16 protein-coding genes are annotated in these 14,878 nt (G+C 73.2%); 7 read left to right on the top strand and 9 right to left on the bottom strand.

The features are described from left to right. Nucleotides 1–150 precede the first annotated feature (150 nt). The gene (ppk2, locus tag I4I82_RS27865; protein WP_218596219.1) at nt 151–1,089 is read left to right on the top strand and encodes a polyphosphate kinase 2; all 939 of its coding nucleotides are present in this window, start codon (nt 151–153) and stop codon (nt 1,087–1,089) included. A gap of 109 nt (nt 1,090–1,198) precedes the next feature. Here the strand turns inward: ppk2 and I4I82_RS27860 are convergent, their stop codons facing one another. Continuing rightward, on the bottom strand, nt 1,199–2,074 hold the full coding sequence (locus I4I82_RS27860) for an EamA family transporter (RefSeq protein ID WP_225920705.1): 876 nt from the start codon (nt 2,072–2,074) through the stop codon (nt 1,199–1,201). Nucleotides 2,075–2,353: 279 nt separating this feature from the next. On the opposite strand from I4I82_RS27860, the gene I4I82_RS27855 reads away from it, so the two are divergent. Further along, the gene (locus tag I4I82_RS27855; RefSeq protein WP_172164684.1) at nt 2,354–2,539 is read left to right on the top strand and encodes a DUF7455 domain-containing protein; all 186 of its coding nucleotides are present in this window, start codon (nt 2,354–2,356) and stop codon (nt 2,537–2,539) included. 791 nt (nt 2,540–3,330) lie between these two features. Here the strand turns inward: I4I82_RS27855 and I4I82_RS27850 are convergent. Next, nucleotides 3,331–5,013, bottom strand: coding sequence for a DEAD/DEAH box helicase (locus I4I82_RS27850; RefSeq protein WP_218596538.1), 1,683 nt, complete (start codon nt 5,011–5,013; stop codon nt 3,331–3,333). A 163-nt stretch (nt 5,014–5,176) separates the two neighbouring features. Between I4I82_RS27850 and I4I82_RS27845 the strand changes: the two genes are divergently transcribed. From I4I82_RS27845 to phaZ, 3 genes are read left to right on the top strand one after another with little or no spacing between them, the layout of a single operon-like run. Further along, the gene (locus I4I82_RS27845; RefSeq protein WP_218596218.1) at nt 5,177–6,232 is read left to right on the top strand and encodes a YihY/virulence factor BrkB family protein; all 1,056 of its coding nucleotides are present in this window, start codon (nt 5,177–5,179) and stop codon (nt 6,230–6,232) included. Further along, entirely contained in the window at nt 6,229–7,929 is a 1,701-nt protein-coding gene (locus tag I4I82_RS27840; RefSeq protein ID WP_218596217.1) for a PHA/PHB synthase family protein, read from the top strand. Before I4I82_RS27845 ends, I4I82_RS27840 begins: the two co-directional genes overlap by 4 nt. 5 nt (nt 7,930–7,934) lie before the next feature. Beyond that, complete coding sequence (gene phaZ, locus I4I82_RS27835; protein ID WP_226370281.1) at nt 7,935–8,747, top strand: poly(3-hydroxyalkanoate) depolymerase; 813 nt, start codon at nt 7,935–7,937, stop codon at nt 8,745–8,747. A 7-nt stretch (nt 8,748–8,754) separates the two neighbouring features. Here the strand turns inward: phaZ and I4I82_RS27830 are convergent, their stop codons facing one another. Beyond that, a complete protein-coding gene (locus tag I4I82_RS27830) occupies nt 8,755–9,378 on the bottom strand; it encodes a class I SAM-dependent methyltransferase (RefSeq protein ID WP_218596216.1) in 624 nt (207 codons plus the stop codon). A 25-nt stretch (nt 9,379–9,403) separates the two neighbouring features. Beyond that, complete coding sequence (locus I4I82_RS27825) at nt 9,404–9,652, bottom strand: DUF3039 domain-containing protein (RefSeq protein ID WP_172164696.1); 249 nt, start codon at nt 9,650–9,652, stop codon at nt 9,404–9,406. Nucleotides 9,653–9,662: 10 nt separating this feature from the next. Here I4I82_RS27825 and I4I82_RS27820 point away from each other — a divergent pair, with 10 nt between their 5' ends. Both I4I82_RS27820 and I4I82_RS27815 read left to right on the top strand, forming a co-directional pair. Next, on the top strand, nt 9,663–10,589 hold the full coding sequence (locus tag I4I82_RS27820; RefSeq protein ID WP_225922389.1) for a pseudouridine-5'-phosphate glycosidase: 927 nt from the start codon (nt 9,663–9,665) through the stop codon (nt 10,587–10,589). Then, nucleotides 10,586–11,437, top strand: a complete 852-nt coding sequence (locus tag I4I82_RS27815; protein WP_218596214.1) for a carbohydrate kinase family protein — start codon at nt 10,586–10,588, stop codon at nt 11,435–11,437. Before I4I82_RS27820 ends, I4I82_RS27815 begins: the two co-directional genes overlap by 4 nt. On the opposite strand, the gene I4I82_RS27810 is transcribed toward I4I82_RS27815, so the two are convergent. The 5 genes from I4I82_RS27810 to I4I82_RS27790 all read right to left on the bottom strand — a co-directional run bounded on the left by I4I82_RS27810 (nt 11,427) and on the right by I4I82_RS27790 (nt 14,818). After that, nucleotides 11,427–11,753, bottom strand: coding sequence for a hypothetical protein (locus tag I4I82_RS27810; RefSeq protein ID WP_218594776.1), 327 nt, complete (start codon nt 11,751–11,753; stop codon nt 11,427–11,429). The two genes, I4I82_RS27815 and I4I82_RS27810, sit on opposite strands and share 11 nt — an antisense overlap. Beyond that, nucleotides 11,750–12,049, bottom strand: a complete 300-nt coding sequence (locus tag I4I82_RS27805) for a hypothetical protein (RefSeq protein ID WP_218594775.1) — start codon at nt 12,047–12,049, stop codon at nt 11,750–11,752. The genes I4I82_RS27810 and I4I82_RS27805 overlap by 4 nt, the downstream gene beginning before the upstream one ends. 2 nt (nt 12,050–12,051) lie before the next feature. Next, complete coding sequence (locus tag I4I82_RS27800; protein ID WP_218594774.1) at nt 12,052–12,618, bottom strand: hypothetical protein; 567 nt, start codon at nt 12,616–12,618, stop codon at nt 12,052–12,054. A gap of 4 nt (nt 12,619–12,622) precedes the next feature. After that, nucleotides 12,623–13,105 (bottom strand): peroxiredoxin, encoded by a 483-nt coding sequence (locus I4I82_RS27795; protein ID WP_226370280.1) that lies wholly within the window; start codon nt 13,103–13,105, stop codon nt 12,623–12,625. A 69-nt stretch (nt 13,106–13,174) separates the two neighbouring features. Next, the gene (locus I4I82_RS27790) at nt 13,175–14,818 is read right to left on the bottom strand and encodes a tubulin-like doman-containing protein (RefSeq protein WP_225920704.1); all 1,644 of its coding nucleotides are present in this window, start codon (nt 14,816–14,818) and stop codon (nt 13,175–13,177) included. Nucleotides 14,819–14,878 lie beyond the last annotated feature (60 nt).

Raw genomic sequence — 14,878 nt, 5'->3', positions numbered from 1 at the left:
CTGGTGACATCGGCCCGAGTTTGTTGTGACGACCACTCAGCGTTGCTCCGTTCGGACTAACAGCGGCGGGGGGGGCGGCGCGGGTGTGACGACCGCGGGCGTCCACGCGGCGTTCACCGTCCGGCCATCCCGACCGGCGATCGTGCGCGCGTGGACCTCCCCGACCTCCTCGCCGACCACTCGGCCCTGCGCGTCGACGACTCCGACGACGACGACCCCGTGCTCGTCGGCCCCGACGGCGCCCATGTCGACACGTGGCGGGAGGGCTACCCGTACGACGAGCGGCTCTCGCGCGCCGACTACGACCGCGGCAAGCGGCTGCTGCAGATCGAGCTGCTCAAGCTCCAGAACTGGATCAAGGAGACCGGGCAGCGGGTCGTCATCCTGTTCGAGGGGCGCGACGCGGCGGGCAAGGGCGGCACGATCAAGCGGTTCATGGAGCACCTCAACCCGCGCGGCGCCCGGGTCGTCGCGCTGGAGAAGCCGACCGAGCGCGAGTCCACCCAGTGGTACTTCCAGCGTTACGTGGCCCACCTGCCCGCCGCCGGGGAGATCGTCCTGTTCGACCGCAGCTGGTACAACCGCGCGGGCGTCGAACGGGTGATGGGGTTCGCCGAGGCCCGCGAGTACATGGAGTTCATGCGCGAGGCCCCGGAGCTGGAGCGGATGTTCGTCCGCAGCGGGATCCACCTGGTCAAGCTGTGGTTCTCGGTGTCGCAGAACGAGCAGCGCACCCGCTTCACGATCCGCCAGGTCGACCCCGTCCGGCAGTGGAAGCTCAGCCCCATGGACCTCGCGTCGCTGGACAAGTGGGCCGCCTACACCGAGGCGAAGGAGGCGATGTTCTTCTACACCGACACCGCCGACGCACCCTGGACGGTGATCAAGAGCAACGACAAGAAGCGCGCACGGCTCGAGGCCATGCGCAACGTGCTGCGGCTGTTCGACTACCCCGGCAAGGACCTCGAGGTCGGCACCGACCCCGACCGGCTCATCGTCGGTCCGGCCGCGGAGGTCTTCGAGTTCGGCGAGCGGCCCGGCCACTTCCCGGCGCTCGCGGCCCGGCTCCGCACTCCCCCGCCGGGCTGAGCCGGACACGTGCCCGGCGCGTCCGGATGCTGGGACGCAGGGGCGGCGCGAACGGGTCGAAATCGGTGACGGAGAGTCACATCAGAGTGGACTACGGTCCGTGAACGGGTTACCGGAGGTCCGCATCCAGAACCACGTCGCCGTCGCGCGAGCGCAGCGCGACGGCGCCGATGACGGCCGCGATGCCCACCCCTTCGAGCAGGGTCGGCACCTGCGCGAGCGCGACGAGCCCGACGACGGTGGCCGTGGCCGGGAGCAGCGCGAGGAGCACCGCGAACCGGGCCTGGCCGACCCGGCGCAGCACGAGCTGGTCCAGGACGTAGGGGACGACGCTGGACAGCACGCCCACCCCGACGGCCAGCAGCAGCACGGCCGGGTCGGCGAGCGCGCCCAGCGCCGCCGGGCCGCCGACCAGCAGCAGCGGGGAGAGCAGGACGGCGGCGACGGTGAAGCCGACGGCCATGTCGTCGAGCCCGTTGCCCGCGGTCGCGACGCGCTTGCCGAGCAGGATGTACGCCGCCCACATGCCCGCCGCCGCGAGCGCCCACAGCACCCCCGACGGGCTGCCTGACCAGCGCACATCCGCGATGAGCGCCACGCCGAGTGCGGCCAGGGCGACGGCCGCCACGTCCCGCGGGCGCCGCGAGGCCACCGCCGCGACCGCCACGGGCCCGACGAACTCGACCGCCACGGCCGTGCCGAGCGGCAGCCGGGCGATCGCCTCGTAGAACGCGAGGTTCATCAGCGCGGTCGCCAGACCGAAGGCGCAGGCCCGCGCCAGACGTGATCCGCGCCACGCCGCCCGCCCGGGGCGGCGCCAGGCGAGCAGCACCACGGCGGCCCCCAGCAGGCGCAGCAGGGCCACCACGGTGGGCGGCAGGACGTCGAACAGGCCCACGGCCAGGGCTGCTCCGACGTACATCGACAGGCCGCCCGCGACGAACAGCACGGGCGCGGGAACCCGCTGGTGGATGGCGGTGACCATGAATCCAGAACGTAACAAGCGCGCCACAAGTCTTCAGCCGCGCCACCTTGCGGTGTCACTTCCCGGCACGCATCATTCACTCGTAGTCAACGAAGGTCCCGCACAGGCCACCTGGGCGTCACCGCACCGGTCACTCACGGTCAAACGTGATGACCGTCGCGACTCGCCCCGGGAACACGTGCGGGGGTGTGCAACGTCTGGGAGAGTGGACACACCGCGCAAGCGGTCGTCCAGGAACGCGGCTCCGGGCCTCCGGAGCCGAGACGGAGGGAGACCGCCATGCAGCCAGGAACCCTGACCCGGCCCGAGTTGACCCTTGCCGACCGCTGCGACCGATGCGGAGCGGCTGCGAAGGTCCGTGCCATCCTGCCGTCCGGCGGAGAACTGCTCTTTTGCGGGCACCACGGCCGGGCGCACGCCGACAAGCTCCGCGAGCTCGAAGCGAGCGTCGAGACCGGCAGCTGATCGGCGCCGGCCCGGACGCCGGCACACCACCCACACACGACACCCGGAGGGGCGGGGACCACACGGTCCCCGCCCCTCCGGCCGTCTGCACCCCTCCCTCCCCCGGCGAGTTCGCCGCTCCCGCCCCGCGAGTTTGCGACCGGCGCTCAGCGAGTTCGCCGCTCCCGCCTGGCGAGTTCGCCGCTCACGACCGGCGAGTTCGCGTCGACGCCCCGCGAGTTTGCCGCTCGCGCTCGGTGGACGTGCCGGCCCACCGATCGGGGACGTGCACGCGGATCGCCCCCGACGGCACGTCGCGATCGAGCCGGGTGGCTGGGCGGACCGCGATCGCCCTTCGTCCGCTCCTCTGATCGCCGGAACCGTCACGCCAGGGTCGCGGCAGGGGCGCTCACGTCGCACTCCCGGCGATCACCGGCCCGCCCTCTGCCCTTGATCGATAAGGCCGTCACTGGAGGGTCGTCGAGGGGGCTGCTACGTCGCACTCCTGACGATCACCGGCCGCCCTCTGTCCTTGACCGCCGAGACCGTCACTGGAGGGCCGCCGTGTGGGCTGCCACGACACACTTCCGGCGCCGGGCCGTCCCACGGGGGTGCAGGCGGTGGTGGCCCGGGCCCCGGCCGCGACGCGCGACTCGCGGGGCGGCAGCCGCAGACTCGCTGGGCGCCGGCGCCAACTCGCCGGGCCCCGGCGGCGAACTCGCCGGGCGCCGGCGGCCAACTCGCGGGGAGCGGGCGGCAAACTCGCCGGGCGCGGGCGGCAAACTCGCCGGGGGGGTGGCTAGGGGGGCGGGTCAGCGCCAGCTGCGGAGCGTCGCGATGCGCTCCTCCAGCTGCTCCATGTTGGCCATCGCCGTGGGCGGGCCGCCGCACAGCGTCCGCAACTCACTGTGGATCTTCCCGTGCGGCTTGTTCGTGCGGTGGTGGTGCAGCGCGACGAGGGTGTTGAGCTCCTTGCGCAGCGCCGCGATCCGCTCCCGCACCGACTGCTGGGGACGCTCGGCGGGCTCGGCCGACGGCGGCGGGACGACGGCGGGCGCGGTGCGCGCCGCACGACCCGAACGGCTCAGCCACTCCGTCTGCCGCTGGTCGAGCAGCGTGCGCACCTGGTCGGGCTCGAGCAGGCCGGGCAGGCCCAGGTAGTCCTCCTCGTCGGCGGAGAACGAGGTGCCCTCGTAGATGAGCTGGTCGAGCTCGGCGTTGGCGCCCAGCGCGGTGAACGACGGCTCGTCCTCCCCCGGCTCGTCCTCCTGCCGGTTCGCCGCCGCCAGCTCCTCGTCGTTCCACTGCTCCTCGGCGCGGTGCGGCGTGCCCAGGACGTGGTCGCGCTGGGCCTCCAGCTCGCTCGCCAGGCCCAGCAGGACCGGCACGCTGGGGACGAACACCGACGCCGTCTCCCCCGGCCGCCGCGACCGCACGAAGCGCCCGATCGCCTGCGCGAAGAACAGCGGCGTCGACGCGCTCGTGGCGTAGACCCCGACGGCGAGCCGCGGGACGTCGACGCCCTCGGACACCATCCGGACCGCCACCATCCACCGGTCGGTCGACGTGCTGAACCGCGCGATGCGCTCGGACGACCCGGCCTCGTCGGACAGCACGAGCACCGGCGGCGTCCCGGTGACGTCGGTGAGGATCGCGGCGTAGGCCCGCGCGGTGGTCTGGTCGGAGGCGATGACGAGGCCGCCGGCGTCGGGCATGCCGCCCAGGCGGTGCCCGGTGAGCCGCTTGTCGGCCGCGGCGAGGACGGCGGGGATCCACTCGCCGCCCGGGTCGAGCGCGGTGCGCCAGGCCCGCGCGGTCTGCTCGGCCGTCAGCGGCTCGCCCAGGCGGGCGGTGATCTCCTCGCCCGCGCTCGTGCGCCAGCTGGAGACGCCCGAGTAGGCCAGGAACACCACCGGCCGGACCACGCCGTCGGCGAGGGCCTCCGCGTAGCCGTAGGAGTGGTCCGAGCGGCTGCGCAGGGCCCCGTCGGCGTCGGGGAGGTAGTCGACGAACGGGATCGGGTTGTCGTCGGAGCGGAACGGGGTCCCGGTGAGCGTCAGGCGCCGCGCGGCGGGGTCGAACGCCTCCTTGACGGCGTCGCCCCACGACCGGGCGTCGCCCGCGTGGTGGACCTCGTCGAGGACGACGAGCGTGCGCCGGTTCTCCGTGCGGGCCCGGTGCAGCAGCGGGTGGGCCGCGACGCCGGCGTAGGTGACGGCGATCCCCGTGTAGTCCGACGACGTGCCGCCCGCGGAGTTGCGGAACTCCGGGTCCAGCGCGATGCCGACGGCCGCCGCGGCCTGGCTCCACTGGTACTTGAGGTGCTCGGTGGGCGCGACGACCGTGATGTTCGAGATCGTCCGGTCGGCCAGCAGCTCCGACGCGACGCGCAGCGCGAACGCCGTCTTCCCCGCGCCCGGCGTGGCGACGGCGAGGAAGTCCTGGGGACCGGTGGCGAGGTAGCGGCTCAGCGCCTTGCGCTGCCAGGCGCGCATCGGGCGGGCCGACGCAGCCAGCTGGGGGGCCTGGGACACACGACTCCAAGACTGCGGGGCTTCCGGGGGGACCGCCGACCAGGTTACGGGGTGGTCTCGCCCGACTCGCCGAGACCCGTCGCGCCCGGCACCGGGGCACCCCGTGGTCCATCCTGGGCGGACCATGAGCGACGCGCCGACCAGCACCGACCCCGCACCGCCGTGGCGACGGGTGGTCGGCCGGACGCTCGGCGGCGCCTGGGACCAGGACATCTTCTCCCACTCCGCGCAGGCGGCGTTCTGGCAGGCGCTCTCGCTGCCCCCGCTGTTCCTCGCGCTGCTCGGGTCGCTGGGCTACGTCGGCGACTGGTTCGGCAACGGCACCGTGCGGGTGGTGGAGGAGTCGATCGTCACCTTCGCCCGGCAGGTGTTCACCCCCGACGTCGTCGACGAGATCATCGCGCCGACCGCGTCGAGCATCCTCACCGACGGCCGCGCCGACGTCGTGTCGGTCGGGTTCGTCATCGCGCTGTGGGCGGGGTCGTCGGCCATCGCCTCGCTCGTCGACTCGATCACCGAGGCGCACGGGCAGAAGCTCGTGCGCCACCCCGTGTGGCAGCGGATCTTCTCGCTGCTGGTCTACCTGCTCGCGCTCGTCGTCGCGATCTTCACGCTGCCGGTCATCGCGCTGGGTCCCGACCTGCTCCCCCAGGTCCTGCCGGAGTCGTGGCGGGGCGCGGCGACGTCGCTCATCGGCGCCTTCTACTACCCCGGCGCCGCCCTCATCACCGTGCTCGTGCTCACGGCGATGTACCGCCTCGCGCTGCCGCACACGCTGCCCTGGCGGCGCCTGCTGCCCGGCGCGCTGCTCGCGATGGTGGTGTTCATCGCCAGCGCCACCGGCCTGCGCGTCTACATCGCCGTGCTGACGAGCACCGGCTACACCTACGGCGCGCTGGCCACCCCGATCGCGTTCCTGCTGTTCGGGTTCCTGCTGGGCCTCTCGATCGTGCTCGGCGCGCACCTCAACAACGCCGTCGAGCAGGTCCGGCCCTCGCACCCCGAGCCCCGGCCCCGCCGCTCCGACCGGCTGCGGGCGATGCGCACCCAGCCCGGCACGCCCGTGGTGGCCCACCCGTCCGCACCTCCGGGGGTGCCCGCCCCCGACTTGCCCGCGACCGCCCCCGCCGCCCATGCTGCGAGGACGACCGCCTCCGAGAGCACCAGGGAGCCACGATGACGGCCGAGCAGTCCGCCGATCCCGACGTCGCCACCGGTCTGGACATGCTGCTGTCCGACGGCGCGCTGGGCCCGCTGCGCCGGATCCTGCCCGGCGGGGCCGGTCTGCGGATGGCCGCCGCGCTGGCCACGAAGCCGGTCACGCTCACCCGCCGCGGAGCCGGCCTCGCCGCCGAGCTCGCGAAGATCGGCGTCGGCGCCTCCGAGCTCGAGCCGGGCCCCAAGGACAAGCGCTACGCCGACCCGGCGTGGACGGAGAACCCGCTGCTGCACCGGCTCGTGCAGGCCCACATCGCCGCCGGCGGCACCGCGGCCGACCTCGTCGAGGACGCCGGCCTCGACTGGGCCGACCACGAGCGCATCCAGTTCGCCGTGAGCAACGTCGTCGACGCCCTGGCGCCGAGCAACAGCCTGCTCAACCCCGCGCTGTGGCAGGAGGCGCGCAAGACCGGCGGCGCGAGCATCGTCAGCGGCGTCCGGCGGCTCGTCGGCGACCTCGCGACGAAGCCGCGGGTGCCGTCGATGGTCGAGCCCGACGCGTTCACCGTCGGCGAGGACGTCGCCTGCACCCCGGGCGCGGTCGTGCTGCGCACCCCGGTCTTCGAGCTGATCCAGTACCTGCCGCAGACCCCCACGGTCCGCGAGACCCCGCTGCTGATCATCCCGCCGACGATCAACAAGTACTACGTGGCCGACCTCGCGCCGGGCCGCAGCATCGTCGAGAACCTGCTGAAGTCCGGCCAGCAGGTGTTCCTCATGTCGTGGCGCAACCCGACCGAGGAGCACGCGGCCTGGGACCTCGACACCTACGGTTCCGCGATCCTCGACGCCATGGCGGCCTGCGAGACGATCAGCCGCCGGTCCAGCACGGCGCTCATGGCGTTCTGCTCGGGCGGGATCATCACCTCGATGCTGCTGGGCCACCTCGCCGCCACGGGCGGCCAGGAGCGCGTGGCGTCGGTGACCTTCGCCGTCACGGTCCTCGACCAGGCCAAGGCCGGCACCACGGGCGCACTGCTCGACCCGGACACCGCGCGCCAGGCCGTGGAGGCGTCGCAGAAGAAGGGCTACCTCGACGGCCGCACGCTGGCCGAGGTGTTCGCCTGGCTGCGGCCCAACGACCTCATCTGGTCCTACTGGGTGAACAACTACCTCAAGGGCCGCCCGCCGAAAGCGTTCGACATCCTGTTCTGGAACGCCGACACCACCCGCATGACGGCCGGGCTGCACCGTGACTTCATCGACATCGCCGTCGCCAACGCGCTCGTGGTCCCCAACTCCACGACGATGCTGGGCACGCCGGTGGACCTGTCGAAGGTCGACCGCGACATGTACGTCATCGCGGGCATCGCCGACCACCTCTGCGCCTGGCAGTCCTGCTTCCGCACCACGCAGCTCCTGGGCGGCGAGAGCCGGTTCGTGCTGTCGACGAGCGGGCACATCGCCTCGCTGGTCAACCCGCCCGGCAACCCCAAGGCCGGCTTCCGCGTCGCGCCCCCGGCGTCGCGGACACCCACGCCGATCAACGCCGACGCGTGGCTGGCGGTGGCCGAGACCGTCAAGGGGTCGTGGTGGCCCGACCACGCCGAGTGGCTCGGTCAGCGCTGCGGCGACGAGGTCGACGCCCCGGCGGAGCTGGGCGGGCGCGGGCTGCACGCCCTCGTCCCCGCCCCCGGCGACTACGTGCGCGCGACGTGACCGCGGTGACGGGTGACGAGCTGTTCGAGGTCGACGTCCGGGGCCGCTGCCTGCGGGTGTCGGTGCGTCGGTCAACCGGGACGCGCTCGCGGACGCCGCTGCTGCTGATGAACGGCATCGGCGCCAGCCTGGAGCTGCTGCAGCCCTTCGTCGACGAGCTGCCGCCCGAGCTGGAGGTCGTCCGGTTCGACGTGCCCGGCATCGGCGGCTCGCCGATGCCGCGGCTGCCGTACCACATGTCGACGTTCGCGCCGCTGATCGGGACGCTCGTGCGCCGCCTGGGCTACGGCGAGGTCGACGTCATGGGATTCTCCTGGGGCGGCGGGCTCGCCCAGCAGTTCGCGGCGGTGCAGCGCAGGCAGTGCCGCCGCCTCGTACTGGCCGCCACCGGCACCGGCTCGCTGATGGTGCCCGCCCGGCCGAACGTGCTGGCCAAGATGCTCACACCGCGGCGCCACCACGACCCCGAGTACGCGCGCACCATCGCCGGGGAGATCTACGGCGGCACGATGCGCACGCACCCCGAACGGGCGTCGGAGGTGCTGCACACCTACACCCGCAAGGGCCCCAAGCGCGGCTACTACTACCAGCTCCTCGCCGGCGCGGGCTGGAGCAGCCTGCCGGGCCTGCCGCTGATCCGGCAGCCCACGCTGATCGTCGCCGGTGACGACGACCCGATCATCCCGGTCGTCAACGCGCGGATCATGCACAAGGGCATCCCGAACTCCCGCCTGCACGTCTACTCGGGCGGGCACCTGGCCCTGCTCACCGAGGCGGAGGAGCTGGCGCCGGTGATCGACGGGTTCCTGGCGGAGTAGCGCGGCCCTAGGCGGCCGCGCGCCTGCCCCCGTCGGGCACCGCCACGGCGAGGCGGTAGGACGAGGACCGGGTGGTGCCCAGGGTGACGAGCTCCAGGACCTGGAGGTCGGCGGCGGCGAGCACCCGGCGGAAGTCGTCCTCGTAGGTGACCGTGCCGAAGTCGATCGTCGTGACGTGGCGCATCAGCGGCTTGACCTTCTCCCGCAGCGGCGAGCGCCGGTGGTGGAAGGTCTGGGTGAAGAACAGCTGGCCCTCGGGCGCGAGCAGGCCGGAGACGTGGCGCAGGGCGGCGACCGGGTCGGGCAGCAGCATCAGGCTGGCGCTGAAGTAGGCGGCGTCGTAGGGGCCATCGCGGTGGTCGTAGACCGACTGCAGGATCGGCGTGACGTGCGCGGCGAGACCGGCGCGGGCCATCTCCTCGACGCAGCGGCGCAGGTAGTCGCGGTCGATGTCGAGGCCCGTGACGTGCAGGTCCTTGCGCCGGACGGTCTCGGCGCCGCGGGCGAGCGCGGTGCCGGTGCCGATGCCGACGTCGAGCATGCGGGCGCCGTCGGGGAGCCGGTCGAACACGGCGCGGTACCAGCCGGCTGTGAGGCCCGTGATCGCACGGTCGTACAACCACCCGCGCACGGCGGCTCGCGTGGGCACCCGGGGCTCAGTCGTCGCCGCCGGGCCGGAGCCCGTCGAAGATCTTCTTGCAGTCCGGGCAGACCGGGGAGCCGGGCTTGGGCGAGCGCGTGACCGGGAACGTCTCCCCGCACAGCGCCTGCACCATGTTGCCCAGCACCGCGCTCTCGGCGATCCGGTTCTTCTTGACGTAGTGGAACATCTTGGGCTCGTCGGTGCCCGTGCTGTCGGTGCCCTCGGGCCGCGTCTCGACGTCGGGCAGAACCTGGGTCGCCATGTCGTCCATGATGCCCCACGTGTCCCGTTCCGTCTCCTTCCCCGCCCTGTCCCGTGACGTGGCCGACGCGCTCGCGTCCGGCGGCGCCGTCGTCGCGCTGGAGAGCACGATCCTCGCGCACGGCCTGCCCGCGCCGCAGAACCGCGCCGCCGCCGACGAGCTGGAGGCGGAGGTGCGCGCCCACGGCGCGGTGCCGGCCACGGTCGCCGTGCTCGACGGCGTGCCCCGCGTCGGCCTCTCCGCCGCCGAGCTCGACCGCGTCTGCGGCGGCGACCTCGACAAGCTGTCGGTCCGCGACCTCGGCGTCGCGGTGGGCCTGGGCCGCGACGGCGCCACTACGGTGGCCGCCACCGCCGCGCTCGCCGCGGCCGCGGGCGTGCCCGTGTTCGCCACCGGCGGGCTGGGCGGGGTGCACCGCGGCGCGCGCGACACCTGGGACGTCTCCGCCGACCTCGCCGCGCTCGCCCGCACCGGCGTGCTCGTCGTGTGCTCCGGGGTGAAGTCGATCCTCGACGTCGCCGCCACCCTCGAGGTGCTGGAGACCGAGTCCGTGCCGGTGCTGGGCTACGGCACCGACGCCTTCCCCGGCTTCTACCGGCGCGACTCCGGGCATGCCGTGCCGTGGCGCGTCGACTCCCCCGCCGAGGCGGCCGCCGTCTGGCGCGCCCACCGCGAGCTGTCGCCCGGCGTCGGCGCGGTGCTGGCCCAGCCCATCCCCGTCGACGACGAGCTCGACGCCGCACTGCACGACCGCCTGCTCGGCGAGGGGCTCGCGCTGCTGGCCGAGCGCGGGATCACCGGCAAGGACGTCACCCCGGCCCTGCTCGAGCACTTCCACGCCGGCAGCGAGGGGGCGAGCCTGCGCACGAACCTCGCCCTGGTGCGCGCGAACGCCGGGCTGGCCGCGCGGGTGGCCGTGGCGCTGGCCGGAGGATGACGGGGACGCCGGTCGTGGTCGTGGGCGACCTGGGCGTCGACGTGCTCGTGACGCCGTCGACGCCCCCCGTCCCCGGCGCCGACGTCCCCGCCCGCATCCGGACGACGGCGGGCGGGGCGGGCGCGAACACCGCGGCCTGGCTCGCCCACCGCGGCGCGGCGGTGACGCTCGTGGCCCGCGTCGGCGACGACGGACCCGGCCGGGCCGCGGTGGCCGAGCTGGCGGCGTCCGGGGTGCACGTGGCCGCGGCGGTCGACCCGCAGGCGCCGACCTGCACGGTCGTCGTCCTGCTCGACGGCGACCGCACGATGCTGTCCGACCGCGGCGCCGCCGCCCGCCTCTCCCCCGCCGACCTGCCGGCGCTCACCGGCCGCGGGCACCTGCACCTGTCCGGCTACGTGCTGCTCGACCCGCCGTCGCGCCCCGCCGGGCTCGCCGCGCTGGCCGCCGCGCGCGCCGCGGGCTGGACGACGTCGGTCGACCCGCAGGCCGCCCCCGCGCTGACGCCGGAGTTCCGGGGCTGGGTCCGCGGTGTCGACCTCCTGCTCCCCAACGCCGACGAGCTCGCCGCGCTGGGCGGGTCGGCGGAGGCGCTGCTCGACGTCGTCGGTGCCGTGGCCGTCACCGACGGGGAGCACGGGGCGCGCTGGGTCGACCGGACGGGCTCCTGGTCGGTCGTGGCCGAGGCCGTCACCCCGGTCGACCCGACCGGCGCCGGCGACGCCTTCGACGCCGGGCTGCTCGCGGCCCGGCTGGCGGGCGCGGGCCCGGAGGAGGCGCTGGCCGCCGGGTGCGCCGCCGGCGCGGAGGCGGTGCGGCACCCGGGCGCCCGGCCCGTCACACCGTGAGGTGGCCCAGGTCGACGAGGACCACCGCACTGAGGTTGGGGGTGCGCGAGCAGGTCGGCTGCACCTGCGGACCGCCGGAGTAGTGGCGGCGCAGCTCCTCGGAGAACCGGACGGCGCCGACCCGGGCCCCGCGGTCCCCCAGTAGATCCAGCGCCACCTGCAGCTCGGAGCGGGTCACCTCGGCCCGCCAGAGCCGCTGGGTGACGACCAGTGCGTCGTCGGCGACCTCCACCCGCAGCGTCGAGCTCCCGACGAGCGGGCGCACGCTCCGGCCGCCGCGGTAGCGGTCCAGCACCGAGGGCCAGTCGAGGCTCATTCCAGGTAGCCCAGGTCCTTGAGCACGTGCGCGACCGACGTCGCCCGCACGTCGGCCACCAGCGCCCGGTACTCCTCGACGAACAGCCCGGCGTGCCGGCTCATCCGGTCCGACTCGATGAGCTCGGCCGCCTTCGACAGGTGCTCGCGGGCGAGCGTGTCCCGCCACAGCGCGTGCCGGATGTGCACGCCGGTGTCGTCGACCCCGGTGATCTCCAACGTCTTCCCGCCCGCGACCGTCGGGATCCTCGTCCCGCCGTCGTAGCGGTCCATGACCAGCGTCCAGTCCAGTGGCACCGTCAGCCCCTCTCCACGCGAACCGGCGCGGTGCCGGGTCGGACCAGCTCCTCCACGTACGCGAGCATCGCCTCGTGGCGGCCCTCGGCCACGGCCACGTCGCACGCCAGCACCGCCGCGAGCTCCTCGGCGTCGCCGCCGCGCAGGCAGGTCACCACGAGCGGCTCACGGTGCTCGTGGGGCAGGTTCGCGATCCGGCCGCGCAGCTCGCGCCAGCCGCACACGACGGCCAGCCCACCGGCGTCGGCCGTGGCGATCAGCCCCTCGGCCAGCTTCGCGATCCGGCCGGAGAACGGCAGCCCGAAGTACCGGAACACCGCGGGTCGGGCCACCATCCCGGCGACGACCTGCACGCTCACCTGCTCGGCCAGCGCCGGATCGGCGAGGCGGTGGGTGCAGGTGAACCGCACGGCCTCGAAGAGCGCACCGACCCGGCCGAGCCACTCGTCGAACTCCTGCGCGCAGTCCGTCCCGGTCACGGCGTCCCCGGTCACGGCGTCCCCGGTCACGACGTCCCCGGTCACGACGTCCCCGGTCACGACGTCCCCGGTCACGACGTCCCCGGTCACGACATCACAGCCTCGCCAGCACGGCCTCGGCGGTGCTGACCCGGTGGTCGACGAACTCCGCCTCGACGTCGAACGAGGTGATCACGCCGTCCTCGATGATCGCGGCGTAGCGCTGCGAGCGGGTGCCGAGCCCGAACGCGCCGGCGTCGGTGTCCATGCCCATGGCCCTCGCGAAGGCCGCGTCGGGATCGGCGATCATGAGGAACTCCCGGCCCACGTCCTCGGCCCTGCCCCAGGCACCCATGACGAAGGCGTCGTTCACCGAGACGAACGCGATCCTGTCGACGCCCTTCTCCTTGAGCTGGTCGGCCGCGAGGACGAATCCGGGGAGGTGGAAGTCACTGCAGACGGGGGTGAACGCGCCGGGGACCCCGACGAGCACGACGGTGCCGGCGCCCAGCAGCTCCGCCGAGCTGGCGGGGCCGGGGCCGTCGGGGGTGGTGATCATGACGGTGGTGTCGGGGACCCTGTCTCCGATGGCGGGCACGGCTGACTCCTCGGGGGTGGCGGAGGGGCAGGGCCGGCCGGCGTGGTGCGCCGGCCGGCCCGGTACCGGTCAGGGGGTCGGGACGACCGTCTTGACCATCATCGCGATGTGCTCGGCCTGCACGATGGTGACGTCCTTCGAGATCGGGGCGTCGCCGCGGATCGCCTCGTGCGGGATGACCACCCAGCAGGCGCAGCCCCAGATGCACTCGCCCGCCATGCCGTCGAAGCGGATGGACTGCTCGGACAGGATCACGCCGAGGTCGAGCAGCCAGGAGTGCATCATCAGCTTCTCGTCCCACGACTCGATCGCGTCGTAGGCGTCGCGGGCCTCGTAGAAGGCCGTGAAGTCCGTCTTCGCGACACCCGGGATGATGATGTTCGAGTATGCCGTGAGCTCGTCGAAGAACTCTCCGACCGAGGTGTTGACCGTTCCGTCGTCGCCGTCGAGGACGAAGGTCTGCAGGGTCTCCTTGAGCTTGGTCTCCAGGCCCTCGTTCCACAGCTCGCGCGGAGCCACGGTGTGGGCCTCGATGTAGTCGGTCTTGAAGCCCTCCTTGAGGCCCGACCACTGCGGGATGTAGCCGATCCACTTGTTGACGACCGCGCGCCACTTGCTGCGCGGCTCGCCCGGCAGCACCTCGACGCCCGGGTGGGTGTACTTGGCGACGTCGAAGAGCGTCCAGGTGCGGTCACCGGAGATGTTGCGCTCGTGCGGGGCGCCGGTGAAGCCCATCGGGCGCAGCATCTTGAACAGCAGTCGGCCGTAGTCCTGCACGACGAAGCGCATGAAGGAGTCGTTCACGAACTTGCGCGTGACCCCCTTGCGGAGCGCGTCGCGGATCGCCGGCTTGCCGGTCTTGGTGTAGGAGCCCAGGCGCTGCCAGGAGTGCTCCTGCGGGAGGGCGAAGAAGCCACCGGTGAAGGGGTTCTTGTAGAGGTCGCCCCACACCGCCATGACGCCCTGGTTCTTGGCGTCGTCGAGCATGCAGTCGATCTCGTTCATCGTCGGGTACAGCGCGGCGTCGCCGCCGACGTGCGCCTCGTCGCCGGAGAACGGCATCGCCGCCACTCCGACCACCGGGATGCGGCGGCCGAGCTTGACGTTGGACAGGTGCCGCGCGAGGTCGACGACCATGCCCGAACCGGTGCCGCCGGACAGCGAGAAGAACACGAGGACGAGCGACGGCAGCTTCGTCTGGTTGATGCTCGCGACGAAGTCGTCGAGCTCCTTCTCCAGCGACTTGTCCTCGCCGTAGTAGTAGTGCCCGTAGATCGCCTTCGCTATGGCGCGCGGGACGGAGTCCCCGGCCTTCGGCATCTCGGTGTCACTCGGCAGCCACGGCTCGTAGTTCGGGTTCCAGTAGTACCGGGGGTACTCCATCTTCAGGTACTCGCGCCAGCGGTTGAGGCTGGTCATGAGGTCCTTCTTCTCCGGCACGTCCAGGGACACGGTGCGGACCTGGGCCCGCTCGGTCGGGATGCCGCGCTCCGCGAGGCGCTGGTCGAAGCCGCTCACGTACTCCTTCAGCTCGTGCTGGTCCTGGTCACCGATGTCGATCGAGAGGCCGGTGAACCGGGCGCGCGGGTCCTCCAGCATGTCCTCGATCTCACCGGTGCGCAGCAGCGCCTCGACCATGTAGGCGCCCATCTTGCCGATGCCGATCGCGTGGATGCAGTGCGGCGACTGCGCACCGGTCGCACTGTGGTACATGGACAATCCCATTGCCATTCCTCCTGTTTTCGGGCGTGCGTCAGCGCGGTACGTCCCCGG

Origin of the sequence: Pseudonocardia oceani (genome assembly GCF_019263585.2) — a bacterium.
In the GTDB taxonomy this organism is placed as follows: Bacteria; Actinomycetota; Actinomycetes; order Mycobacteriales; family Pseudonocardiaceae; genus Pseudonocardia; species Pseudonocardia oceani.
Note: the sequence above shows the minus strand (reverse complement) of the source record. Positions and strands in the feature narration are given on the sequence as shown.

Coding starts and splice junctions, on each gene's coding strand:
- I4I82_RS27810 (WP_218594776.1), bottom strand. CDS start 11,753: ATGAGCCTCGACTGGCCCTCGGTGCTGGACCGCTACCGCGGCGGCCGG.
- I4I82_RS27840 (WP_218596217.1), top strand. CDS start 6,229: ATGACGGCCGAGCAGTCCGCCGATCCCGACGTCGCCACCGGTCTGGAC.
- I4I82_RS27790 (WP_225920704.1), bottom strand. CDS start 14,818: ATGTACCACAGTGCGACCGGTGCGCAGTCGCCGCACTGCATCCACGCG.
- I4I82_RS27820 (WP_225922389.1), top strand. CDS start 9,663: ATGCCCCACGTGTCCCGTTCCGTCTCCTTCCCCGCCCTGTCCCGTGAC.
- I4I82_RS27850 (WP_218596538.1), bottom strand. CDS start 5,013: ATGCGCGCCTGGCAGCGCAAGGCGCTGAGCCGCTACCTCGCCACCGGT.
- I4I82_RS27825 (WP_172164696.1), bottom strand. CDS start 9,652: ATGGCGACCCAGGTTCTGCCCGACGTCGAGACGCGGCCCGAGGGCACC.
- I4I82_RS27855 (WP_172164684.1), top strand. CDS start 2,354: ATGCAGCCAGGAACCCTGACCCGGCCCGAGTTGACCCTTGCCGACCGC.
- I4I82_RS27815 (WP_218596214.1), top strand. CDS start 10,586: ATGACGGGGACGCCGGTCGTGGTCGTGGGCGACCTGGGCGTCGACGTG.
- I4I82_RS27845 (WP_218596218.1), top strand. CDS start 5,177: ATGAGCGACGCGCCGACCAGCACCGACCCCGCACCGCCGTGGCGACGG.
- I4I82_RS27860 (WP_225920705.1), bottom strand. CDS start 2,074: ATGGTCACCGCCATCCACCAGCGGGTTCCCGCGCCCGTGCTGTTCGTC.